The sequence below is a fragment of the Anabaena sp. CCY 0017 genome, assembly GCF_963920885.1.
GTDB lineage: Bacteria > Cyanobacteriota > Cyanobacteriia > Cyanobacteriales > Nostocaceae > Nodularia.
This window is the reverse complement of record NZ_CAWUDG010000016.1, coordinates 41,035-64,019: the sequence shown is the minus strand read 5'-3', so window position 1 is coordinate 64,019 and position 22,985 is coordinate 41,035. Positions and strand designations below refer to the sequence as shown.

At 41.5% G+C, this 22,985-nt stretch carries 23 protein-coding genes and 1 pseudogene; 9 read left to right on the top strand and 15 right to left on the bottom strand.

What is annotated here, in order from left to right; all coding sequences use genetic code 11:
• Window positions 1-103: 103 nt before the first annotated feature.
• From folE to ACM0OW_RS18100, 5 genes are all read right to left on the bottom strand, one after another.
• A complete protein-coding gene (gene folE / locus ACM0OW_RS18120) occupies window positions 104-811 on the bottom strand; it encodes a GTP cyclohydrolase I FolE (RefSeq protein ID WP_414551545.1) in 708 nt (235 codons plus the stop codon).
• A 225-nt stretch (window positions 812-1,036) separates the two neighbouring features.
• The gene (locus tag ACM0OW_RS18115; protein WP_414551544.1) at window positions 1,037-1,783 is read right to left on the bottom strand and encodes an SDR family oxidoreductase; all 747 of its coding nucleotides are present in this window, start codon (window positions 1,781-1,783) and stop codon (window positions 1,037-1,039) included.
• 374 nt (window positions 1,784-2,157) lie between these two features.
• Entirely contained in the window at window positions 2,158-3,138 is a 981-nt protein-coding gene (locus ACM0OW_RS18110) for an acetyl-CoA carboxylase carboxyltransferase subunit alpha (protein WP_414551543.1), read from the bottom strand.
• Window positions 3,139-3,224: 86 nt separating this feature from the next.
• Window positions 3,225-4,262: a long-chain acyl-[acyl-carrier-protein] reductase gene (locus tag ACM0OW_RS18105; RefSeq protein WP_414551542.1), complete on the bottom strand. Its 1,038-nt coding sequence runs from the start codon at window positions 4,260-4,262 to the stop codon at window positions 3,225-3,227.
• Window positions 4,263-4,598: 336 nt separating this feature from the next.
• The gene (locus ACM0OW_RS18100) at window positions 4,599-5,294 is read right to left on the bottom strand and encodes an aldehyde oxygenase (deformylating) (protein WP_414551541.1); all 696 of its coding nucleotides are present in this window, start codon (window positions 5,292-5,294) and stop codon (window positions 4,599-4,601) included.
• Window positions 5,295-5,470: 176 nt separating this feature from the next.
• On the opposite strand from ACM0OW_RS18100, the gene ACM0OW_RS18095 reads away from it, so the two are divergent.
• Together ACM0OW_RS18095 and ACM0OW_RS18090 are read left to right on the top strand one after the other, a co-directional pair.
• A complete protein-coding gene (locus ACM0OW_RS18095) occupies window positions 5,471-6,298 on the top strand; it encodes a carbohydrate ABC transporter permease (protein WP_414551540.1) in 828 nt (275 codons plus the stop codon).
• A gap of 157 nt (window positions 6,299-6,455) precedes the next feature.
• Window positions 6,456-6,992 (top strand): pentapeptide repeat-containing protein, encoded by a 537-nt coding sequence (locus ACM0OW_RS18090; protein ID WP_414551539.1) that lies wholly within the window; start codon window positions 6,456-6,458, stop codon window positions 6,990-6,992.
• 201 nt (window positions 6,993-7,193) lie between these two features.
• Here ACM0OW_RS18090 and ACM0OW_RS18085 read toward each other — a convergent pair whose 3' ends face one another.
• The 4 genes from ACM0OW_RS18085 to ACM0OW_RS18070 form a co-directional block, all read right to left on the bottom strand.
• Window positions 7,194-8,225, bottom strand: coding sequence for a hypothetical protein (locus ACM0OW_RS18085; protein WP_414551538.1), 1,032 nt, complete (start codon window positions 8,223-8,225; stop codon window positions 7,194-7,196).
• Window positions 8,226-8,394: 169 nt separating this feature from the next.
• Window positions 8,395-8,871 carry a tetratricopeptide repeat protein gene (locus ACM0OW_RS18080; protein ID WP_414551537.1) on the bottom strand — a complete coding sequence of 159 codons (477 nt, stop codon included), beginning with the start codon at window positions 8,869-8,871 and terminating at the stop codon, window positions 8,395-8,397.
• Between the two features lie 4 nt (window positions 8,872-8,875).
• On the bottom strand, window positions 8,876-9,814 hold the full coding sequence (locus tag ACM0OW_RS18075) for a homogentisate phytyltransferase (RefSeq protein WP_414551536.1): 939 nt from the start codon (window positions 9,812-9,814) through the stop codon (window positions 8,876-8,878).
• A gap of 276 nt (window positions 9,815-10,090) precedes the next feature.
• Window positions 10,091-10,933, bottom strand: a complete 843-nt coding sequence (locus ACM0OW_RS18070; RefSeq protein WP_414551535.1) for a methyltransferase domain-containing protein — start codon at window positions 10,931-10,933, stop codon at window positions 10,091-10,093.
• 149 nt (window positions 10,934-11,082) lie between these two features.
• Here ACM0OW_RS18070 and ACM0OW_RS18065 point away from each other — a divergent pair, with 149 nt between their 5' ends.
• From ACM0OW_RS18065 to ACM0OW_RS18055, 3 genes are all read left to right on the top strand, one after another.
• Window positions 11,083-12,417, top strand: coding sequence for a TrkH family potassium uptake protein (locus ACM0OW_RS18065; RefSeq protein WP_414551534.1), 1,335 nt, complete (start codon window positions 11,083-11,085; stop codon window positions 12,415-12,417).
• Between the two features lie 163 nt (window positions 12,418-12,580).
• A complete protein-coding gene (locus ACM0OW_RS18060; protein WP_414551533.1) occupies window positions 12,581-13,276 on the top strand; it encodes a potassium channel family protein in 696 nt (231 codons plus the stop codon).
• Window positions 13,277-13,357: 81 nt separating this feature from the next.
• Window positions 13,358-13,741, top strand: coding sequence for a DUF4346 domain-containing protein (locus tag ACM0OW_RS18055; protein ID WP_414551532.1), 384 nt, complete (start codon window positions 13,358-13,360; stop codon window positions 13,739-13,741).
• Between the two features lie 53 nt (window positions 13,742-13,794).
• On the opposite strand, the gene psb32 is transcribed toward ACM0OW_RS18055, so the two are convergent.
• Window positions 13,795-14,526, bottom strand: a complete 732-nt coding sequence (gene psb32 / locus ACM0OW_RS18050) for a photosystem II repair protein Psb32 (protein ID WP_414551531.1) — start codon at window positions 14,524-14,526, stop codon at window positions 13,795-13,797.
• A 406-nt stretch (window positions 14,527-14,932) separates the two neighbouring features.
• Between psb32 and ACM0OW_RS18045 the strand changes: the two genes are divergently transcribed.
• A complete protein-coding gene (locus ACM0OW_RS18045; protein WP_414551530.1) occupies window positions 14,933-15,802 on the top strand; it encodes a hypothetical protein in 870 nt (289 codons plus the stop codon).
• Here ACM0OW_RS18045 and ACM0OW_RS18040 read toward each other — a convergent pair.
• Both ACM0OW_RS18040 and ACM0OW_RS18035 read right to left on the bottom strand, forming a co-directional pair.
• Entirely contained in the window at window positions 15,777-17,114 is a 1,338-nt protein-coding gene (locus ACM0OW_RS18040; protein WP_414551529.1) for a site-specific DNA-methyltransferase, read from the bottom strand. The two genes, ACM0OW_RS18045 and ACM0OW_RS18040, sit on opposite strands and share 26 nt — an antisense overlap.
• On the bottom strand, window positions 17,114-17,326 hold the full coding sequence (locus ACM0OW_RS18035) for a helix-turn-helix domain-containing protein (RefSeq protein ID WP_414551528.1): 213 nt from the start codon (window positions 17,324-17,326) through the stop codon (window positions 17,114-17,116). Before ACM0OW_RS18035 ends, ACM0OW_RS18040 begins: the two co-directional genes overlap by 1 nt.
• 240 nt (window positions 17,327-17,566) lie before the next feature.
• Here ACM0OW_RS18035 and ACM0OW_RS18030 point away from each other — a divergent pair.
• Window positions 17,567-17,749: pseudogene (locus tag ACM0OW_RS18030) on the top strand (hypothetical protein); the annotation flags it as partial.
• A gap of 447 nt (window positions 17,750-18,196) precedes the next feature.
• Here ACM0OW_RS18030 and ACM0OW_RS18025 read toward each other — a convergent pair.
• A complete protein-coding gene (locus ACM0OW_RS18025) occupies window positions 18,197-18,439 on the bottom strand; it encodes a hypothetical protein (RefSeq protein ID WP_414551527.1) in 243 nt (80 codons plus the stop codon).
• A 201-nt stretch (window positions 18,440-18,640) separates the two neighbouring features.
• Window positions 18,641-19,465: an SDR family oxidoreductase gene (locus tag ACM0OW_RS18020; protein ID WP_414551526.1), complete on the bottom strand. Its 825-nt coding sequence runs from the start codon at window positions 19,463-19,465 to the stop codon at window positions 18,641-18,643.
• A gap of 336 nt (window positions 19,466-19,801) precedes the next feature.
• On the opposite strand from ACM0OW_RS18020, the gene gatA reads away from it, so the two are divergent.
• Entirely contained in the window at window positions 19,802-21,259 is a 1,458-nt protein-coding gene (gatA, locus tag ACM0OW_RS18015) for an Asp-tRNA(Asn)/Glu-tRNA(Gln) amidotransferase subunit GatA (protein ID WP_414551525.1), read from the top strand.
• Between the two features lie 169 nt (window positions 21,260-21,428).
• Here gatA and ACM0OW_RS18010 read toward each other — a convergent pair whose 3' ends face one another.
• Window positions 21,429-21,890 (bottom strand): helix-turn-helix domain-containing protein, encoded by a 462-nt coding sequence (locus tag ACM0OW_RS18010; RefSeq protein WP_414551524.1) that lies wholly within the window; start codon window positions 21,888-21,890, stop codon window positions 21,429-21,431.
• Between the two features lie 210 nt (window positions 21,891-22,100).
• On the opposite strand from ACM0OW_RS18010, the gene ACM0OW_RS18005 reads away from it, so the two are divergent.
• Window positions 22,101-22,979 (top strand): alpha/beta hydrolase, encoded by an 879-nt coding sequence (locus tag ACM0OW_RS18005; RefSeq protein ID WP_414551523.1) that lies wholly within the window; start codon window positions 22,101-22,103, stop codon window positions 22,977-22,979.
• The last annotated feature ends 6 nt before the right edge of the window (window positions 22,980-22,985 follow it).

Here is a 22,985-nt window from a genome sequence, read left to right as displayed (position 1 = left end):
GGTTGGGTTGCGCTGCGCTTAACCCAACGCTGCCAATGATGTTGGGTTTCCTTTCGTCAACCCAACCTACAATTTTTTGCACGATTTTAAGCTTGTAAGTCCACTAGTAAAATGAAGGTTGGTGACGAATCAAGTTAAAGAATTCTTCACGAGTTTTTTGATCTTCTTGAAATGCACCAACCATTGCGCTGGTGACAGTCCAAGAACCGGGTTTTTGCACACCGCGCATTGCCATGCACATATGGGTAGCTTCCATTACTACTGCTACACCTTGAGGTTCAAGAATAGTCTGAATTGCTTCGGCTATTTGACGGGTTAATCTTTCTTGGACTTGTAAACGACGAGAATACATCTCGACAATGCGGGCAAGTTTACTTAAGCCTACAACTTTTTGGTTAGGGATATAAGCAACGTGTGCTTTACCCATAAAAGGCAACATATGGTGTTCGCAGAGGCTAAAGAAGTTAATATCCCTGACTAATACCATCTCGTTATGTCCCTCATCAAAGATGGCATCATTGAGAAGTTCTTCTAAGGATTGGTTGTAGCCACTGGTCAGAAACTGCATGGCTTCTGCTACACGTTTAGGTGTTTTGAGCAGTCCTTCTCTTTCGGGGTCTTCTCCCACTCCTACTATTAGCGCTCTTACACCATCCATCATTGACTCCAATTCTTCCCCTGACGGTGGGTGCAAATCTGGTTGTCGTCCGTTGTGGGTGTTGCGGTCGGGTTTGGGAGTGATGGCTTCTACTAAATCGGGGCTGAGAGGAGATTTTGAGCGGTTGGAACTGTTGGAACTAGCAATAGTCATGATGTGATTACTTGGTTATGGTTTGATTTATTAGCGTTTTTGATTGGAGAATATCTATTTTTCGGACTACGCCCCACGGGGCTAACACGAACTAGGCGCACCAGGCGCACCAGAGTTAAATAAATACTCAATAATCAGCACTCAGTACTCCTGTAGGGGCGGGTTTACTAAGGATTTGGCGAACCACAGATTGACTCTTGAACCCGCCCCTACCCACTCAGCACTCTAAAGAGCGCCAGCGCTGGGCATGAGGGTTAATTCGTCTATGACGGCTTGCTGTGGTAGTAAGGCTGTGTAGAGAATTGATTGGGCAACGACTTCTGGTGTTAACATTTTGGAACGGTCAAAATCTGATTGGACGGTTTCTGTATCCCAAAGTTCGGTATTGACAGCACCAGGACAAATGGCTGTGACACGAATGCCGTGGGCGCGTTCTTCTTGTGCTAGGGTTTGCGAAAGTGCCATGACACCAGCTTTGCTGACGCTGTATGCTCCCCAACCGGGAAAGGGTTGCTTGGCGGCAATTGAGGCGACATTAATTATTGTGCCTGTATGCCGATCGCCTCCGGCGCGGCTTTGCCGATCGCGCATTCCGGGTAAAATTCCCATCATGCACTCAAAGACGCTGGTGAGGTTCAAATTTATGACTTGCTGCCAATCTTCTAAAGGGGTTTCGCTGAGGTTGGCTGTGTATGCTATACCCGCATTGTTTACTAAGATATCTATGCCCCCAAAGTCAAGGGCGATCGCCTGGATTTTGGCTTTTACTTGAGTTATATTCGCAAGATCAACAGCGTAAGCTTTGGCTACTACTCCCGTATGCCTAGCTGCTTCTGCTACTGTCTCCAATTTATCCAAAGAACGGCTGACTAAGGCGACATCAATTCCCGCCTTGGCAAATGCTAAAGCCGTTGCTTTGCCAATTCCACTACTGGCCCCAGTAATCAGGGCGCGTCGTTGATCAAGACTCATGCTGTCTCCAATTTTTTTGGCAGTTCCGAAAGCTTTTTTCCACCAGCCAATTACCCAAATCTTGCGGATTGGTTAAATTTAATTAACCTGAATTTCCGATGATTTCTGGTTGATAACTAACTGCTATTTTTTTCCGTCAGCGTGGGTATTTTTTCCCGTCAGGTGTGTTCCCAGTCAGGATAACAAATGTTTAACTGGGAAATTATGTCATAGATTAAAATGTGATTACTGAATAACAGGCAAATCACTGAATCAAATCGAGTTGATTTGCTTAAAATACAAAAACCTATGGCTATCAAGATTGTTAAAAATCTTTAAGTAGCCATAGGCATTATAACATTGCTGATGAGTAAAGCGGTTATTTTCTCGTAGGATCAGTGGGCAACTTCAGTAAAAACACCAATTTTACGGAATTTTTCATAGCGTAGTTGCCGACGTTCTGGGGATGTTAACCGATTGAGTTGCTCTAAGTTGTCTAACAAGCTCTGCTTCAGAGTTGTGGCGGCTTTGAGTGGGTCAGAATGAGCGCCACCAGTGGGTTCAGGTAATATTTCGTCGATGATGCCCAAGTTTTTCAGGTCGTGGGAAATGATTTTGAGGGCGACGGCTGCTTGGGGAGATTTGCTAGAATCTTTCCACAGAATGGCGGCACAAGCTTCGGGGGTAGCAACGGTATAAACGGCGTGTTCAAACATCATGAGGCGATCGCCTACGCCAATACCTAAAGCACCACCAGAACCGCCTTCGCCGATGACTGTGCAGATAATTGGCACATCAAAGCAAAACATTTCCCGTAAATTGTAGGCGATCGCTTCCCCTTGTCCTTGGTGTTCGGCTTCTATGCCTGCCCAAGCGCCGGGAGTGTCGATAAAGGTGATAATTGGCATCCCAAACTTATTGGCGTGTTCCATCAAGCGCAGGGCTTTACGATAACCACCAGGGGAAGCCATACCGAAGTTACGGGCGACATTATCTTTAGTGTCGCGGCCTTTTTGATGACCTAACATTACCACTGGTTGCCCGCCCAAACGACCTACACCACCAACTAAGGCTGGATCGTCACCACCGCAGCGATCGCCATGTAACTCCATCCATTCATCACTAATAGCCTGAATGTAATCAAGAGTACTAGGGCGACGAGGATGACGAGCCACTTGCAAGCGCTGAGACGGTGATAAATTACTAAAAATTTCATCCCGTAGTTCCATAGCCCGTGCTTCTAGTTTGCGAATTTCACCAGAAACATCAACGCCATTTTCTTCTGCAAGTTGCCGAATCTGATCAATCCGGTTTGCCAGTTCTGCTAGTGGCTTTTCAAAATCTAACAGTAGTGGTTTGCGCTCGGTAGTTGCCATCGTACAAGTTAAGAGTGTTGAGTGTGGAGTAATTGAAGGTGGGGATGTAGGGCATGGACTATGGGCTGTGATTTACTTATAAGTCTTTAGTTAACGACTAAGGACTCAACTAGCAGTGGTCTAAATCCGTGTTTGATTGATGCTTGACCAATCTGCTCCATTTTGTCTACGGTAATCTGATTCCGCCCCCAAGAAAAGTTCGTGTATAACTTCTCAAATTCCAGCAGCATTGATTCGGCAAAACAAGCAAACAACTGACGTGCTGGCACATCCATATTGACTATTTTCATAATTTTCCAGTCAATATCGAGGGAATGTTCCACAATCCCACCATTTAGCACGTGGACACCAGGATATTGAATTTTAGTCGCTAAGTTTTTAGGGTAGCCACCATCAATCAGCAAACAAGGTCGCTTCAAGACTTGAAAATCAATTTCCATGCTTTTGGGCATACTAGCAACCCAAACGACAATATCAGCTTCAGGTAATGCTTCATCCAAAGCCATGATTTTTCCTCGCCCCAGTTCGTCTTGTAGGTCTTTGAGACGTTCAGGATTGCGGGCGATGAGTAAAAGTTCCTTGACATCTGTTCTGGCATCTAGCCAGCGTGTAACGGCGCTGCCAATATCTCCAGTTGCCCCACATACAGCAACAGTCGCTTTCGACAAATCAATTCCTATTTGTTTTGATGCTTGTTCCACTTGGCGACAAATAATGTAAGCCGTGTGAGTATTTCCTGTGGTGAAGCGTTCAAACTCTAGTTTGATGTTGCGGACTTGGCTAAACTGCTCCAATTTAAAATTTTCAAAAATAATTGAGGAAAATCCCCCTAAAGCAGTGATATTGATGCCATGCTTTTGAGCATGAGCCATAGCGTTGAGAATTTTCCGTGTTGCTGCCTTAATCCGGCGATTAGCTAGCATTTCCGGCAGAAAACAAGATTCTACATACCGTCCTTCAATTGTCTGTCCAGTTATACTCGTAACTGTAATTTCATCGACAATTTGCGGCGGGGCGCTGCACCAAAAATCTAGCCCTTGATCGGCATATTCTGGATAACCTAATTCTTTGGCTACCGATTGAGCGTGTTCTAAACTAGTCAAATGTCCAATTAGACCAAACATGTATTGATGTATTAGGCGTGTGCTTTGTCGAAAGCGTTGAATAAGTGGGGAAGAATTAAATACCAATTCGTAATTCGTAATTCGTAATTCGTAATTCGTAATGCCTCTTTCAGAGGAGCTACGCTAACGTAATTCGTAATTTAGAAAATACGACCTATCCTGGTTTCCCTGTGGGGATTTGTCGGATTATCGCTTCAAATTGATATAACTCTGAGAAGAAGCAAACAAAGCGTAAGATGCTCAAGTGAAGGTTTTCATGACTTAGCACTTCCTTGTCCAGACGCGATTGATCCCGTCTTTCTTGTACAGACGCGATTAATCGCGTCTCTACTAAAATTAAGCGGCAGTGAGTCCGTAGGCTGACATTTTCATGATGTCTCTGGTGGTAAAACCAATGTTATTCAAAGTTTCACCGTATTGAATCATGAAGTCTTCTACCAAGGCTTCTTTTTCCATTGCTAAGACGTGAGCATCAGCTTCGACTTCGTTGAGCATTCTCCAAACAATGGGTAGGTTTTGGCGATTGGCTGCTTCTAATTCTGCTTTGGATTGTGCAAAGTTTTCTTTTAACCAAACTTCCCCAAAGTTGAGGTGACTGTATTCATCTTTTACTACTCCCTCTGTGATTTTACGGGCAAAATCATCGGCTACGGGAATGTAGATGTTGTATGCTGCGATCGCAAAGCATTCAATAATCAAAGACTGAATCAGCAAGCAGGTCACTACTTGACCTTCAGCCGCCGCTTTTTGGAAATTTTCGTGTAGTCCACTGAAAAACTTCTGAGCAAAGGGCATATCTGGTGTTACAGACAGATTGCGCCCACAAGCTTCAAAACCCTTTTTGTGGCGACTTTCCATTTTCGATAAACGAATCAGTTCATCTTTAAGCTCTGGGAGCATTTCTCCCAATGTGATGTAATTGTCGTGAGCTTCCTGTTCACCTTCAATCACAATCGCATTAATGCGGCTGTAGGCATCTTTGTATTTTTCGCTCTGAAAATCAATTTTTAATTCGGCTGCAAGTTGTTGCATTGTGTGTTTACTCCTGTAAACTTGAATCATTTGATACAAAAATTCGATTTTCCCTGTTTATTAAGGGTAATGATCGCTATGGTTTAATTTAACTTAACAAGTCACTATGTTATAGATTAGCTTTTGCTGGGGGCAATTCTCTAGTAATAGAACACAAATGCTTTAACGCTCAACTCATGTCCAAAACCAACTGGAATCTAAAATCTACCAATTTATTGAGATTAGGAGTGCTGGTATTGGGGGCATTTATTGTCCTATTACCTTTGCTCGTGGTCTTTATCACCTCTTTTGCACCTCCAGGGGCTATTTTAGAAGTTTCACCCAAAACTAGGTGGTCTTTAGCTAATTACCGTGATGCTTGGGAGCGAGGTAAATTTTTACTAGCGTTTGCTAATTCTACCTTAGTGGCGATCGCTGTGACGGCTTTTCAAATGGTCACTTCTGCATTAGCTGGTTACGCCCTGGCCAGATTGAAGTTTCGCGGTAAACAAGCGCTGTTACTGGTTGTATTGGCTACTTTGGTAATTCCCTTTCAATTATTAGTGATTCCCATCTTTCTAGTTTTGAAGTGGGGACACATGATAAATACTTATGGGGCGCTGATTTTACCGACGGCTGTCAATGGCTTTGGGATTTTCTTGTTACGTCAATATTTCCAGACAATTCCCGTAGAGTTGGAAGAAGCAGCAACCATAGACGGGGCGAACCGACTGCAAATTCTGTGGAGAGTGATGTTACCTTTAGCCCGTCCCGCTCTGGTGACGCTGTTTCTGTTTACCTTTATTGCTGAATGGAACGATTTGTTTAAGCCTTTGGTATTTACGACACGACCGGAATTAAGAACAGTGCAATTGGCTTTAGCCGAATTTCAAGAACAATTCACGAATAATTGGCCTCTGATGATGGCTGCTGTCACCATAGCGACTGTGCCGGTGATGGTGCTATTCCTTATCGGTCAACGTCAGTTTATACGAGGTATAGCCGCCACAGGGATTAAGAATTGAGTTGTGTCACAGAGGAGTAAGGAATAACCCTCTTCTGTCACTCTCCGAAAACATTTGCAATTTCCCAATTCTCGAACTTTTGCATAGCAAGCGATTGGCTTCGCCAGAGATTAGTTGCATTCTAATTGAGATTAGAAAAGAAATGGGAGGTGAATTCATGGTTTGGAAAATTACTACTGATGAATTGTTGGCTCGGTACAACTCTGGGGAGCGTAACTTTGCTGGTGTCGAAATTTTGCGAATTGTCGGCGAAATGGGCGAAATAGACGGGGTTGATGGTCAGATTACTGGACTCGAAGGTGCTGACTTGCGGGGTATTAACCTGCGTGGAGCTAATCTTGAAAAAGTCGATCTGAGTGGGGCTGATTTGACTGGAGCCGATTTGTTCGGTGCTTATTTGGGCGAGGCTGGTTTGGTAAAAACTATTCTGAGAGATGCTAATTTGTTCTCCGCCAATTTGAGTAGTGCTACTTTGAATGGGGCTGATTTGACTGGATCTGATTTGAGCCAGGTGAATGCGAGTAGCGCTGTTTTCATCGGTGCTACCATAGGCTATTTTGAATATGCTGTTTTGATTGACGCTAACTTCCAAGGGGCTATCGGTATGCTCATCAATGGACATTTCAATTTGATTTGGGATACCACTATGCCCGACGGTACTGTTGAAAAAGGTCCCTACTGTAAATGGAAATAGAAACCCAACATTAATCAACTATAATTAACCATAAAATTATTTTTACATCATCAATATCCGCTTCAATTATTGATAATTTGATAAAATTTAAACCAACATAATATTTTGATATTATTCACTTTAGCTGCACAACAGCTTATCCCTTGTAGAGACGTTCAATGGAACGTCTCTACTTTGTCGGAAATATCTAATGACTAATGACTAATTCGTTTCCTGGATTTGCAAGCGGATTGTGTGTTCAGTACCACCACTCAGTTGTAGTTCCATGATTTCACCACCGAGGGGTTCGATGCAAGTCAGGAGCGATCGCAAATTGGGAGTGCTTGCACCAGTATCAACATATAATCGATCAGCTAAATTACCGATGCGTTTCCAAGTCATGTACAACTTGGCAATTGTTTGTTCTATCTGTGAGGCTTGATTGACTAAATCGGCGGCGATACTCAGACAGCCAATCCTTTGGGCTTCTTCTAGGGCTGTTTCAATGTCAATATCCGCCTGCGTCAGGGCTTGGACTTGGGCGGCTGATTTGAGATATTTAGCTAAATGACGCGCCTCTGAAGTTGCCTGTTTGAGAGTATCAACGTCAGGATTAGCCGAAATTTCGGTGTGAATCATCTTCTGGTGTGATTCTGGCAGTTTTTCCATTTCCTTCACCAGAGGGGCAATGTAGCGCGAGGGAAGGGAGTTGTCGGCTGCTTTTACCTTGACTGATTCCGGTAATAACTCCGAGGACATGGCTGTCCATTCGTCGGTGAGTTGGCGCACTTCTCGCCTGGTAATCTGGTCGCCTTTTTGCGCCGCTTCACTCACCATCTGTTGGACTTCTGCGACTGCTTTAGAGGTTTCAATAAATGCTCGTTTGCTAAAGTTATTCACTGAGGCTGGGTCAAGCTTCCCTTCTTCTAGGAGAGTATCAGCGCTATTAGCTAGTTGAATCCAGGCGTAGGCTTGACTTTTACTGATTTCGTGTTCTTTGAGCCATCTCAGGAATCCTGTACCCCTACCGTCACCACCTCTTTTTTCTCGGTCACGGATAGCCCGTAATATTCGCCCCCGCCAGATTTCAGTTTGCAGGTCAAAGCGATCGCATACCTGCCATGCTACATCCAGTTGTTCTTGAAAATCTGACTCTAAAATCTCTTCATCTTCTGGATCTGGGAGTTCAAAGCTGAGGTCTGCTGGTTGTTGCAAAGCCGCAGCTAGGTCGTTGATGGATTCGGTATCTTGCACAATTGATAGCTAACTAGTGTATGCGATTTTCTTTGGCACTGCTCGGAGTGCAATCGGCTTATTATTACATATTTTTGTAATAGATTAAACCTCACCCCAACCCTCTCCTTGGTAAGGAGAGGGAGCCGGAGGGGGAGTTTTTTCTCTGCTAAATAAATACTAGATAAAGCTAGGCTTGATTGCCAATTTTAGCGGTAATTTTAGCTAACAGATGACTGACTTTTTGCGCGCTTTGAGGTTGTCGCTGTTTTTGTAATAAGGCTTTGGCTTGTTCTAGATTTTCTTTGGCTTTTTCTGGTTGGTTTTCTTCCATGAAGATATTTGCGATCCGCAGGTAAGCATCAGGATTTTTCGGACTGCTGCGAATTACTTCCTGGTATAATTCTGTTGCTTCTTTGATATTGCCTTTCTCTTTTAAAATATCTCCCAATAACAAGCGAACTACGTCATTAGTCGAGTTGTTAGAAATCACTTTGCGAAAAGCTACTTCAGCAGCAGGGTAATCTTTTTCTTCATAAAGTTTTACTCCTTTTTGGAAAGAGTTTAAACTTACCAAGGTTTTCCAAGAGAAGTAACCGAGAATTGTCAAAGCGATCGCCACTGCAATTATGGCGAAAATATCTGTGGTTTTAAAAGTTTCTAACATAGATTTAGGCTAAAAGACAGGCGATGGGGAACATAATATATTCGAGGTAAAACAGTTTCCAGATAAATTGGTAGAAATCAGCGATCGCACTTTTATTTTCTAAGTCTACGCCTAAACTTCTCATCCACATTCCAGCCAACACAATTAGATGAGTAATGACTAAAAATGCTGGGTTAATGTCCGGGAAATTCAGCACACCAACTAGCATGATTCCCAAATAGCAAACAGTTAGCACCCACAGCGCCAAATTAAATACTGCTTGTGGTCCGAGTTGGATGGTGAAAGTAGTGATATTGTAAAGGCGATCGCCTTCCATATCGGGAATATCTTTAAAAATGGCGATCGCAAAGGTAAACACCAAAACAAATATGGTCAGCACCCAAACCGCAGGCGGAATGGCTGGGGTTTGTTCTAATGCCCAATTAAAGTGTAAAAATAGCCCCAAATTTACAATAGTTCCCCGCACTGAAAAGATACACAGTGCCGCCCAAAAGGGAAATTGCTTCAAGCGAATCGGTGGTAAAGAATAAGCAGTACCAATAGCCAAACTCGAAGCCACCAAGCCCAACAAAAAAGGTCCAGTTAGCCAAGCTACAACCAGAGCCAAAACGCCCATAATTATGACAATTAACTGCCCTTGCTTCTGAGAAAATTCCCCTGATGCTAGCGGTAAGTGAGGTTTATTAATCTTGTCAATTTCAACATCTTCTAATTGATTCAACCCCACAATATAAACATTGCCACATAAACAGGCAATCCAAGCACCCAGAACAGGAATCAGTTGTTCATTAGAGAAACCAGTCGCGGAGATAGCAACAGCAATTAAATACAAACTCCACACACTTAGACTCGTACCAATAATCGTGTGAGGGCGGGAAAACTTCCAAAAAGCATAAAACCAATTACTTTGAAAATTAGAAGACTGACCAGAAATTTGATTCATAAAAATTGTAGATGAACGAATGGGTAGCGGCGGGTTCAAGCAGTAAGTCTGTGGGGCGACGAGATTCTTAATAAACCCGCCCCTACAGGAATGGGGAGTGGGGACTTCCAAAAAAACAAAACATCCAAGAACCTAACGTAAAAAACCTTTCTATTCCTAATTTCTCTGTGTCCTCTGCGTCTGGTGTGGTATGCGCTGCGCGCACGCTACGCGTTAGCGGAGCTTTCGCTTTAGCGATACGATTAAAATATTTTATTCCTTAGAAATCCCCTGCTTCTATTTAGTCCCAGACAACAAAGCAAAGCGAATTAACCCACGTTTATAACCGTCACTCATTAATCCCAGAGACAACGCGCCTTGAATGGTTTCCCAACCGGAAGTGAGTAAGCCGAAAAGCGCCTGGGGAGTGAAAGCCGAATCAATCACAAAATCCCAAAATGGGGCTACAGCCGTTGACCAATCAGCCGTGCGAAGATTGTTTAATGGAAGTTGACGAGCGATCGCCTCATATTCAGGTAACGAAATCACGTAGGGTAGACAATAGACCCGATAAATATCTTGTAAATGCTTTAGTTCATCCGCCGTCAATGGAGAGACATCAGTGGGACGATGACACCAAGTCACCACAATCAGCTTCCCACCAGGCTTTAAAACTCGATAGCACTCCTGCAAAAACTTCGTTTTATCTGGCATATGTTCACCACTTTCCAGTGACCAGACCAAATCAAAAGAATTGTCAGCAAAAGGCATTGCTTGAGCATCTGCGACTTGAAACCGACATCTACCACTCAAACCAGCATATTGGGCGCGTTCATTGGCTCTAGCGGCTTGTACTGGACTTAAAGTAATCCCTGTAGCCTCAGCCTTAAACTTACCTGCTAAATAAAGAGAACTACCGCCGATACCACAACCCACATCCAGAATGTTTTCTGCTGTTTCCACCTCAGCCCATTGGAGTAATTCTTCGATTAAATCAATTTGAGCTAGTCGGCGCTCTTTTTTTTGGCTCCCATCAGCGCCGTAATAGCCGTGGTGCATATGTTCCCCCCAAATCTGTTCCCACAGACCAGAGGAAGCATCATAAAATTGTTGTATTTGCTGGTATAGTGTTTCGCTCATGAAGAAAGCAGTGTTAAAACAATGCCGAATTTAAATAAACATACTGGTAGGCTACCATGTGTGTTTTTAATTGAATAAGAGTGTTTTTGCTTCCAGGGGTGTTAACTGATGTATCGTACCTGGAATAACTTGTAAGTATTTATCTTGTTATGACCGTTTCTCGCACAGTTTGCTTGGGATTTTTAGCTGTCATCACCGTGGGGACTATCCTGTTGATGATGCCTTTCTCTACTAGCAGTGGTAATTGGAATGACCCCATTGTGGCACTATTTACAGCCACCTCTGCCGTTTGTGTCACGGGGTTAGCTGTAGTTGATACTGGGACTGATTTTTCTTTTTGGGGTCAGTTGTGTATTTTGCTGTTAGCTCAAATTGGTGGCTTAGGGTACATGACAACCACCACCTTTCTGATTATGCTCGTGGGGCGGAAATTTAACCTGCGGCACAAATTAGCCATTCAACAAACTCTAGACCGACCGGGAATGCAAGGTAGCGCTCAAGTCATCCGGTCAATTATTGCCACAACGATGATTTTTGAAATTACAGGCATTTTGTTACTTCTTCCGGCATTTGTTCCCGAATTTGGCTGGAATCAAGGACTTTGGATGGCGATTTTTCATAGTATTTCCGCTTGGAATAATGCCGGGTTTGGTTTGTTTCCAGATAGTTTAATCAGATATCAGTCCTCTTGGTTAGTAGTTTTCACTATTACCATGTTGATAATTTTTGGCGGAATTGGTTATCAGGTAATATTAGAAATGTATCTTTGGGTGCGCGATCGCCTCCTCAAAAAAACCACCAATTTCGTATTTTCTTTGGATTTTAAAGTAGCATCTAGCACAACTTTAATACTTCTCTTCGTCGGCACAATCGCATTTTTTCTCATAGAGACAAAAAATAGAGTAACATTTGGTTCACTGAATTTACCCACCCAGTTACTAGCAGCTTGGTTTCAATCAGTTACTACCAGAACTGCTGGTTTTAATAGCATTGATGTCGGTCAAATGACAACGGCTGGTTTATTTATTACCATTGCATTTATGTTTATTGGTGCCAGTCCCAGTGGCACAGGAGGAGGAATAAAAACTACAACTTTAAGAGTTCTCACCAGCTGTACAAAATCAATTCTCCAAGGCAAAGAAGACGTTTTATTATATGAACGCAAAATCGCAATATCTTTGATATTAAAAGCTGTTGCGGTTTTAGTTGGTTCCGTCGCTATGGTGCTGTTGTCTACAATTTTAATTTCTCTCACAGATCCAGAATTAAATTTTATTCAACTCCTGTTTGAAGTTGTCTCAGCCTTTGCTACTGTAGGGCTTTCCACAGGAATTACGAGTAGCGTCTCAATACCAGCCAAGCTGATTTTAATTGTCACCATGTATGTAGGACGAGTCGGAGTTTTACTGCTGATGGCTGCTGTACTAGGAGACCCCCGCCCCACGAGAATTCACTATCCTGAAGAAAGTTTACTTGTGGGATAGCTGATCAGGTAGTGAGGTGTTAATTAATAGCTAATTAATCCATCGATGCCAGTAACATCAACTGATAAAATATGAATGATTAGGCAAAAAACTAAAACTTGTCACAAATTTTAGTGTATCGCTTTTACCCTGGAAGCAGGCAGTGAAAAGAAGGATAACAAATGTGAATCTGTCATCGATAGGCTTTTTTCGCAGTTTACGTCGAGATAACCACCAATTTGCGGTAATTGGGTTAGGACGTTTTGGGAGATCCGTATGTTCAACGTTACACCAATTGGGTTATCAAGTATTGGCAACAGATGTTGATGAAAAGCTAGTATCAGAGGCATTACATGAAGAAATAGTTGGTCATGCTTTACAGCTAGACTCAACTGAACCAGCTGCACTTAAAGAAGCAGGAATATTTGAATTTGATACGGTAATCATCGCCATTGGTAACTACATTCAAGAAAGTATCATTACCACATTGAATGTTAAAGAGGGCGGTGTACCTCATGTAGTGGCTAAAGCTTCTAGTGAAGTTCACCGTAAGCTATTGAAACGAGTGGGTGCAGATCATGTAGTATTTCCCGAATATGAAGCTGGTTCGGCCTTGGCGCGATCGCTCACCAAACCAGCTATTTTAGACCGATTTGATCTCGATCCAGAGAACAGTATTGTGGAAATGATTGTACCTGATGAATTTCACGGTAGAACCATTTCTGAACTGCAACTGCGTAACCGCTATGGCTTGAATTTACTAGCCGTGAGTCAGGATGGTAAATTTAAAATCAATCCCGAACCCACTAAGCGTCTAGAACGGGGTACAGCAATGGTAGTGATTGGCCATAACAAAGATATTAATCGCTTGCCAATTTGAATCAGATCAATGGAAGATAGGAATTACACTTAATATGGGTGTAAAAAACCAGTAGAAAAAAGTTTGCTTTTTTGAACGTTTATGGATTTAATACTTGAAGATTTAGCGGCAATTGATAATAAGCTTTCTCAACGATATATTGAGCTTGATCCCGGCGGATATTTCATTATCTATTTGGATCGAGGCGCAGGGTTAATTTACGCCAAGCATTTCACAAATGTGATTGATGAGAAAGGTTTAGCCGTCGATCCCGAAACCGGTAAGGTAATTCCTGCTAGGGGGAAAGTGGAACGAACTCACACAACGGTTTTTAGTGGAAGGACAGCTAAGGAACTGGGAATCAAGATTTTTGAACAAACTCAGCCCTGTCCAGTTACTCAGTTAGACCATGCGGCTTATTTAGGGCGCGAATTTGTCCGGGCTGAGGTAGCTTTAGTGTCAGGGCAAGAGTATATTCAAGATTGAATCAGTGAACAGTTAGTAGGTAATTGTTAACTGTTAACTGTTAACTGATAAAGTTAGCCTTCAGATGATGGTTGGTTGATCTGGTATACAAAGTAAGTAGCCATCGGGATCACGGTAGCGGCAATTAAAAGTCCTACTACCCAAGCAGTAGCGTTACCTTGATCCGTATCTTCGGCTTTGGTGAAAGTACCTTCTACCTGCACAGTTTCAGTAACTTGCGGTGGTCCTGGATCTGCTTCCCCAGACAGGACAGCGACCAGGCGATCGCTGGCATCCACAAATGCTTGGTTGTATTTATTACCGTCTCGAATGGGTATACCCATAGTTTCTGAAACCACACTTTCGGCGATAGAGTCAGTCAACAAGGGCTTAACTTCTTCACCAGTGACAATAGCAGTACCGTTAGTCACCGTGTCCAGTACCAACAATGTTTGATTAGCTTGTGCTGCTGGTGTAGGAAACCATTTTTCAAAAAGTTCTTGAGTAAAACTTTCTGGTGTTTCACCATAATCAAGGCGACGAATGGTCACAAATCTGACTTCGTTACCTGTTTTTTTTGCCAAATCCTCCAAGGTACTGCTGATTTTACCTTCGTTGACGCGACTAATAATGTCACTTTGATCTAAAACCCAGTTGCTTTCGGTGAGGTTGGGGATTTGATATACACCTGTAGCTAATGCAGGTGAGACAAACACGGAAGCACCCAGAACTACCATCAGTAAGGGTACAACTAGCCGAAGTAGGTATTTTTTAAGACTAAATATTTCGTTAAGGATCTGTTTCATCGGATGATCTCTTTAAGACAGGCTTGCACCAAAAATACTACAGAACCACGGTCAAAATCACCTGATTTACACATCTATTCAATTTTGCCTATATTCAGCAGTCTATTTTTCCTGTCACCATATATCTTACAGCTAGTCTTGGCGATGAGCGATCGCGCGCCAGTCGCTTTTCCTGTGTCTAAGCTAAAGTATACACACAAATGATTAAATTTACTCAAAATCCTTATTTGTAGGGTGTGTTGTCGCGTAGCGCAACGCACCATCATTTGTTTCATCTAATTAAAATAAGAAAACCTAATCAAAATAGATAGAGGTTTTTAAATTATATCGCAGGCAGGTTTTAGCTCGGATGGACTCAATGCAATTTATACTGGATTAATTGTATTCATTATGGCAAAGAAGATTTATGGTTGTGTTTAATCCATTCAGTAGTTACAAAGCAACCGCATCTAAATGGATTACTATATTTGACTCAGCATTCTACCCAGATTCTTTAGATGAAGCTAAAATACTCTATGAAAAAGTTCTAGAGCGCTTTACAGAATTGGTAAATCAAGCGGAAAGTTCTGCAAACTTACTTCAACTTATTACAGAAGATCCAGATCCGCTACGAATTCAACTTCTTAGAATATTTCGCAGATACGTATCACCTGATACTTCAGTTGAGATGATTAAGAGGAAGACAAAAATATTGAGTATAATTGATGATTTTGGTGATAGATTCCGTAATTTACATGAGGTTAGGAAAAAATTAAAAGCTCGCCCAATCCCTGATGAAGCTCTGATGGCAATTCTTTTAGAACAGAAGACACGAGGACAAAAAGGTTATGACTTGACAGAAGCTTTTTTCTCACATTTTCGTAAAACTTTTGGAGAACATTACCTAATTCAAGGACCGATTCGGGGTGGAAGAGATGTAATGCTTAATGAGGTTTTAGACAATTGGGAAACTAAAACTCCAGCTGATATTCTGATATCTCGATTAGATGGAACTCCATTGGTAGTTGGATTTGCTCGTTATGACTCTGACAGAGGAGGTTCGCAAGAAGATGATCGAACAGGTGGTAATCGAGATAAAATAACAGATATTTTTAAATATGCTGATACCTATGAAGTCCCTTTAAAAGTTTTTTTTCTGAATGATGGACCAGGATTACTTCTAGGTTCTATGTGGAATGATTACGCTAGCCTGGAAAGCAACGGTAACGGTAGAATAATGGTGTGTACCTTGAAAATGCTTGACGATAGATTTACAAAAGATTGGCTTGACAGTTAAGTTGGCTATTCCAATTTTTTATCGCAGTATCAGAGATTAACTCTAACTCAGGTGTTTCCTCAAAATATAAATCCAGACCAGTATGTAAAATTCGATTTGTATTAATTAAGCTTTGTTGTTCATATTTCGTAGGATTATTTCTATTAACGAAGTCGCCCATTGCTTCAGTTCCTTTAACTAAACGTTGAACTATTGTAGTTATAGCTAGTGATGAGTTATCAATGGCTATCCATTTTCTGCCTAGCTCTTCAGCTACGGCTATAGTAGTTCCACTTCCAGCAAAAGCATCTAGAACAAGGTCTCCTGGGTTAGATGAGGCTAGAATGATTCTTTTGATCAAATCTAAATTTTTTTCTGTGGGATAACCAGTAATTTTTATATTTTGATTGTGAGCATCCTTAAAATTCAGCCAGATATCTTGAACGGAAATACCTTGACTATTATCTAAATAAACTTTTCTTCTGGGATTTCCTGTAGAAGACCAGTAGATTTCTCCTCGTGTATCCATTTCATCTAAAGTTTGAGGAGTATACTGCCAGTGTTTACCAGGAGGCGGCAGCATTCCTCTCCAAGATTGGCCTGTTGCGCCTTTTCTTACACCTGGCGCATGAATAGGAACTTTTTTATAAATTCTTCCTGTGTGTTCTTCAACATATTGATACTCCTTCTTCGCAGTATTTTCAGTCCAAGGATCAAATTGCTGATTCCATATATAATTATCTGTTTTTGTATAAAACAGAATATAGTCTGCAATATTTCCATACTGGTTACGTGTATAGTTTTTAGGATTACATTTTTTTCTAGTAATCCAATTGCGAAAATTTTTAGAACCAAAAATTTCGTCCATTATAATTTTTACAGCACAAGCCATATTTTCATCTAAATGCACATATATGGAACCTTCGTCAGCTAAAAGTTCTCTTAATAAAATAAGGCGCTGACGGAGAAATTCTAAATATTCCGCACCTTCCATTATGTCATGATAAGCATGGTCTCTTTTTCGTGACTCAAAACTACTACCAGTTGCGTAAGGGGGATCAATATAAATTAACCCTACTTTACCAGCAAGAGCTTCATTTTTTATTAATGAACTAAGAACCCTTAAATTTTCACCATAAATCAATTGATTTATTGGGTTTTTATCTACGCTAATTATACGCCGAAGTCTTGCAGGCTGAGTCTTGAGGATCTCTTCTACAGGGATTTTTCCGTCATATTCTAGGCGGAATGAGATTGTATTTTGTTTTTTACTTTTATTACCATTTTTTTTTGTTATACCTGTTGCCATTTCAACTCCTATTTTTACTGTCATTAATTTTCATGGTGGTCAATTCCCATAAAATCGTCTAAATCTTGTTTTTTAATCCGCCAAACTCTTGGTCCTATTTTTGTAGCTTTAAGACGATTTGATGATATCCATCGTTGTACAGTCCTTTGGTGAACACGAAGAAGATTAGCCACTTCATTAGTTGTCAGAAATGAGATTTCATCTTCATTATTGTTGTGTTGTGCATCTTCGAGCATTTGTCGCTTTTGTCGTTAGAGTCGTATAGTATCGTTAATTGTAATGTTTGACAAGGCCTTGAGCCACCACACCAACGGCGCGTTTTTGGATAGATACCCTCAAATCAGGACAATCATGGTAGTCCTGCAACAAGCATAATGATTGTGTATAAATTGGGCTGAGTGAAGTTTGAGAGCGATCGCTCACCCAAGTGAGAAATGCTGCAAAATATAGATATTGGATTCAACAGATAATTAACCATGACTGAAGCCAAGTCAACGCGTACAGTATACCGGGGAAGAATTTTTCCAGAAATTCAGTGGACAGAACACCAGAAAACTCAATGGAAAGCTGAACGCCAAGCATTTAAAGAGCGTTGTCAGTCAATTTTTGCTCAGGTACAACCAGAATTAATTAAAACTCACCATAACTGGTACATGGCATACTGTTATAGCCTTTATTGAGCAAGTGATGGCGCAAGCGCCTGCCGCAGGAAGGCATCGCACTTTATGAAAACCTTCTGGAACAGCAGGAAAAGGCTCATCAAGTAACTCTGGAAGAACGAGAGGCTGAAAAAGCCTTAATTTATCAAAAGCGCCAAGAACTTGAGCAGATAAAAACTGATTTGGAACTTTTGCTCACTAAGTACACTGTTTAGTTAAAGTTAATGAATGAAACTGGGGTGTTCGGTGGGATATGATTTTGGGCAAGTTTGGTGATGAGAATGAATTATTTTTTGAAAGGTGACGGATTAGAAATATCAGTAGATGCATTTTTTGATAGGGAACAACGCGAATTGGTAAGGGAGTAATACTTGGTAATATAAGGTACTTGAATTTTCAAAAACCGCTACTTATAAAAATCTAAAAACAGGAACCTAAATTCTCTTTTTAGTGAGAATAAGCACTGGTAATTGAGATAAACAATGCGATATCACCAAATCGCGTTGCACCCCATTTCTGAACCAGTTGAATTTCCGTAGTTGTTAAGACCTGAACTAAACTCGGACTCAAATCACTCTTACTTTCTTGAAAACCCCCAATTTGCTTCTTGCTTTCTTGGTCTGTTAGTTCAATCCATACCGACGGCGAATCAAGGAGTTCGTCGATTAATATATTATGATTTGACTTCATTAAAATTGTCTCCAGATGTTAGGGTTCTGAGAGAATTGTAGTAGAAAATTAGAGAAGATTTATCTGTATTGGAAAAGTATAACGAGCGTTTAATCAGGAGATATATACACTAAAATTATTGCTATATATAGTTTTTAATAATCATTGTGGAGTTGATTAGGATTTTGTGGAGGAAGAGAGGACTAAAGTCCTCACTACGAACTATTTAGTTAGTTGGGAAAAAAGGGTTTCCCAGTGTATTACAGGTGGTCTTGTTCCTTTGTTGACTAAATTAAAGGCTTGGTTGGCTGTGGATGGATGAAAAATAGATTCTACACAAGCAGCAGCTACGTCAATGCGGCTAGCGTCTCCTGCAAGTTGGTCGCCAGTTTTTACTACCACACCCTGCTTTCCACCTGTCTTCGCCTTGAGTAAGGTGTTGAGGTCGTAGGATGTGTAAGGACCATCAATTAAGCGTCCTGGACGGATAATTGTATAGGGTATTCCTGAATTGATGATGGCTTGTTCTCCTTTTTCTTTGGCATCAAGTACACCAAAAGCATTGAGAATATTAAATGGTGGTTGGTCTTTACGGTGAACTCCCACAGAAGAGACGAAAACGAAGCGTTTGAGATGGGGAGGTGCGACTGATACTAAGTTACTGACACCTTCAGCATCTACTTTTGGGGGGTTATTTTTGGCTGTGCGATCGCGATATTCTGAGTCAATTAAAATTTTTCCCCATTCTAATAAGTTGGGTTTGGGGTCAAATTCCCATCTTTCAGAAGGAAAGGCAGTTGTCCCAGTACAACAGATAATATAGTTGATATCCTGGATGGCTGGGGCGAGTGTGCTGATATCGCGGATGTCACCAACTGCAATTTCTACCTTTTCATTAAACATTTTTGCGGCTTTGGCGGCGTTGCGGGTGAGGATACGAACTCTCATCCCCTTTTCTAGCAAGTCGGCTGTGACAAGTTGACCTACTCCACCAGTAGCACCAGCAACTAGGACTAAATCTTCAATTGAGGCTGTTACATTAGTCATAAACTGACCTTAAGATAGTTTAATGCTAATTTAGCCAATACTTTGAGTGTAATGTTTCTGCCTAGAGAAAGCGATTCGCACACAAAAACCAAAAACCCGGTCATAATAACCGGGCTTCTGATTCAGGAGGTGGGGATATGTTCCCCGATAAGTTATAAGAAGTTCTGTATAATTCGCCGTACTGATAAGTAATACCACTACAGCCAAGACAATTCCGGAAAACTAGGAAAATTTTTTTCGCCCAAACTCTTGAGTTTTCCTCAGCCCTCAGACCCAATACCCATTACCCTGGAAAATATACTAAAATCAATGACTTGAGTCATAAAGAGAGCAATCATGGCATCCATCCGCGAGTTGCACGAACAATTAATTAAAAAAGAATGTTCTGCTGTTGAAATTACCCAAGAAGCTTTAGACCGTATTCAAGCCTTAGAACCGAAATTACACAGTTTCTTACACGTAACGACAGAGAAGGCGTTAGCGCAGGCTCGTGCTGTGGATGCCAAAATCGCTGCTGGTGAAGAAATAGGACTACTGGCGGGGATTCCCATCGGCATTAAAGACAATTTGTGTACTCAGGGGATTCCTACTACTTGCGCTTCTCGAATTTTAGAGAATTTTGTGCCGCCTTATGAATCAACTGTGACACAAAAGTTGATTGATGCCGGGGCTGTAATGATTGGCAAAACCAATCTAGATGAGTTTGGCATGGGTAGTTCTACAGAAAATTCTGCCTACCAAGTTACTAATAATCCTTGGGATATCTCACGGGTTCCCGGTGGTTCTTCTGGGGGTTCGGCGGCTGCGGTAGCTGCTGATGAATGTGTTGTGTCTCTGGGTACGGATACTGGCGGTTCTATTCGACAACCTGCGGCTTTTTGTGGTGTGGTGGGAATGAAACCAACTTACGGGTTGGTGTCTCGCTATGGTTTGATTGCTTACGCTTCATCTTTGGATCAAATTGGACCATTGGGACGCACAGTAGAAGATGCGGCTATAGTATTGAATGCGATCGCAGGTTACGATCCCAAAGACTCTACTAGCCTAAAAGTGGAAATCCCCAACTACGCCTCCAGCTTAAAACCAGATTTCAAAGCTAGAGGAAAGCTGCGAATTGGGGTGATTAAAGAAACCTTTGGTAATGGTTTAGACTCTGTGGTTGAAGAAGCTGTAACTAAAGCCATAGATCAATTACAAAGTTTGGGAGCCGAAGTTCATATTATTTCCTGTCCCAATTTCCGCTATGGCGTACCTAGTTACTACATCATTGCACCGTCGGAAGCATCAGCAAATTTGGCTCGTTACGACGGTGTAAAATACGGTTTCCGGGCTGAGGATGCAGATAATCTGCTATCTATGTATACTCGGACTCGTTCCACTGGTTTTGGTACAGAAGTTAAACGCCGGATTATGATTGGCACTTACGCCCTTTCGGCTGGTTATTATGACGCATACTATCTGAAGGCGCAAAAAATCCGAACTTTGATTAAACAAGACTTTGAAAAAGCCTTTAAAATGGTTGATGTCTTAGTTACTCCTACTGCTCCCACCACAGCATTTAAAGCGGGAGAAAAAGTTAGTGATCCTCTGAGTATGTACTTGAATGACTTAATGACTATTCCCGTCAATCTCGCAGGTTTACCGGGATTAAGTGTACCTTGTGGTTTTGATGAACAGGGATTACCCATTGGATTGCAGCTAATTGGCCAGGTACTACGAGAAGATCAACTATTTCAGGTAGCTTATGCTTATGAGCAATCCACTAATTGGCAAGTGAATCAGCCGCAACTTTGAGTGCTGAGTGCTGAGTGGGTAGGGGCGGGTTTAAGCAGTCAGTCTGTGGTTAGTCGAAATTCTTAGTAAACCCGTCCGTACAGGAGTGGGGAGTGCTGATTGGGGATTGGTAAAAAATTCTCCCCTGCCCCATGCCCCCTGCCCCTCTGCCTCTTCCCCTGCCCCCTGATTATGGTTTTGTTTTTGTGTCTTGAGTAGGGACTGCGTTTTGTGGTTGTGCTTGAGATTCGGGTGTTAGTTTGGAATTAAGGATATAAATCAGTCCCACAGAAGCAAGTACTAATAAGAGCGCGTAGGGGACAATAAGAGGTATATGTATATTTAGTTTTTTGGCTGAATCTTGACTTTCATTGTAAGAGTATTCAGGAAAATCATTGATTTTAAAGGTATGCGCTAAAGCCTGTCCATCCAATCCGATGACTTCACCATAACGTCGGATAAATCCCTGTACATAAATAGGTTCAGGTAATGCTTGAAAATCCCCCGCGTCTAAGGCTTTCAATATACTTAGACGAATATTTGTGTGTATAGCTATTTCTTCTATAGTTATGGATTTTTCTTCTCTGACTCGAAGTAAATGCTGGGTTATTTCTTGCAATTGCTCTGCTTGCGCTTGAGTTAAAGGCTTCACAATCTTCTCCTAACTAATGGCTAAATATTTATTATGCCCAGTAATATTACTTAAGCACGTAAATGTTTTTACTATGCAGATTATTTCAATAAGTTTAATTCTAATAGGATAATACTGAACCTTTTATTGTTAATAAATATTTATTTTATTTATAAATATTTGTTAAAGTATAAATTCCAGTACTTAAATATGAAAAAACCTCAATTTTCAATGCAATTGTCTTTGAAACTGCTACTCCCTGTAGTAATGGTTGGTGTCATGGCTTACTCTGCCATCTGTCTACTGCTTTTTGTGAAGCAGCACAAATTTATTTTCTTTCCCTCTACTGTGATTGAAAGAACACCAGAGTTTTTTGATCTTTCATACGAGGATGTATGGCTACCTGTAAAAGTTAGCAATGGTCAGACGAAACTGATTCACGGTTGGTGGATTAAAGCCCCGCGACCAGATGCTGATGTGTTGCTGTATCTGCATGGTAACGCCATCAATGTTAGCGCAAATGTTGGTCATGCCAATCGGTTGCATAAACTAGGATTTTCTGTGCTTCTGATTGATTATCGCGGGTTTGGTCGCAGTGAAGGCGACTTTCCTAACGAAAAGCGAGTTTATGAGGATGCCGCAGTAGCGTGGAATTATTTAGTTAAAGAGCAGCAAATTTTACCTAACAAAATTTTTATTTACGGGCATTCAATGGGGGGTGCGATCGCTATTGATTTAGCTCTTAAACAGCCAGAAGCGGCTGGATTGATAGTGGAAAGTTCCTTTACCTCAATTAGGGAAATGGTGGCTTACAGGAACTTGTTTCGGATCTTCCCCGTCAATTTGATTTTGACACAGCGCTTTGAATCGCTGCAAAAAGTACCGCAGCTAAAGTTACCAGTGCTATTCATTCATGGTACTGCTGATACAACTGTGCCATCTTTTATGAGCCAAAAACTTTATCATGCTGCTCCCGAACCTAAAAGACTGTTTTTAGTACAGGCAGCAGATCATAATAATACAGCCACTATTGCTGGTGATGATTATATGCAATGGATAAAGTCTTTTGTGGAACTAGTTAGGAATGACAATTTTGTAAGTAAAAATTAATACATT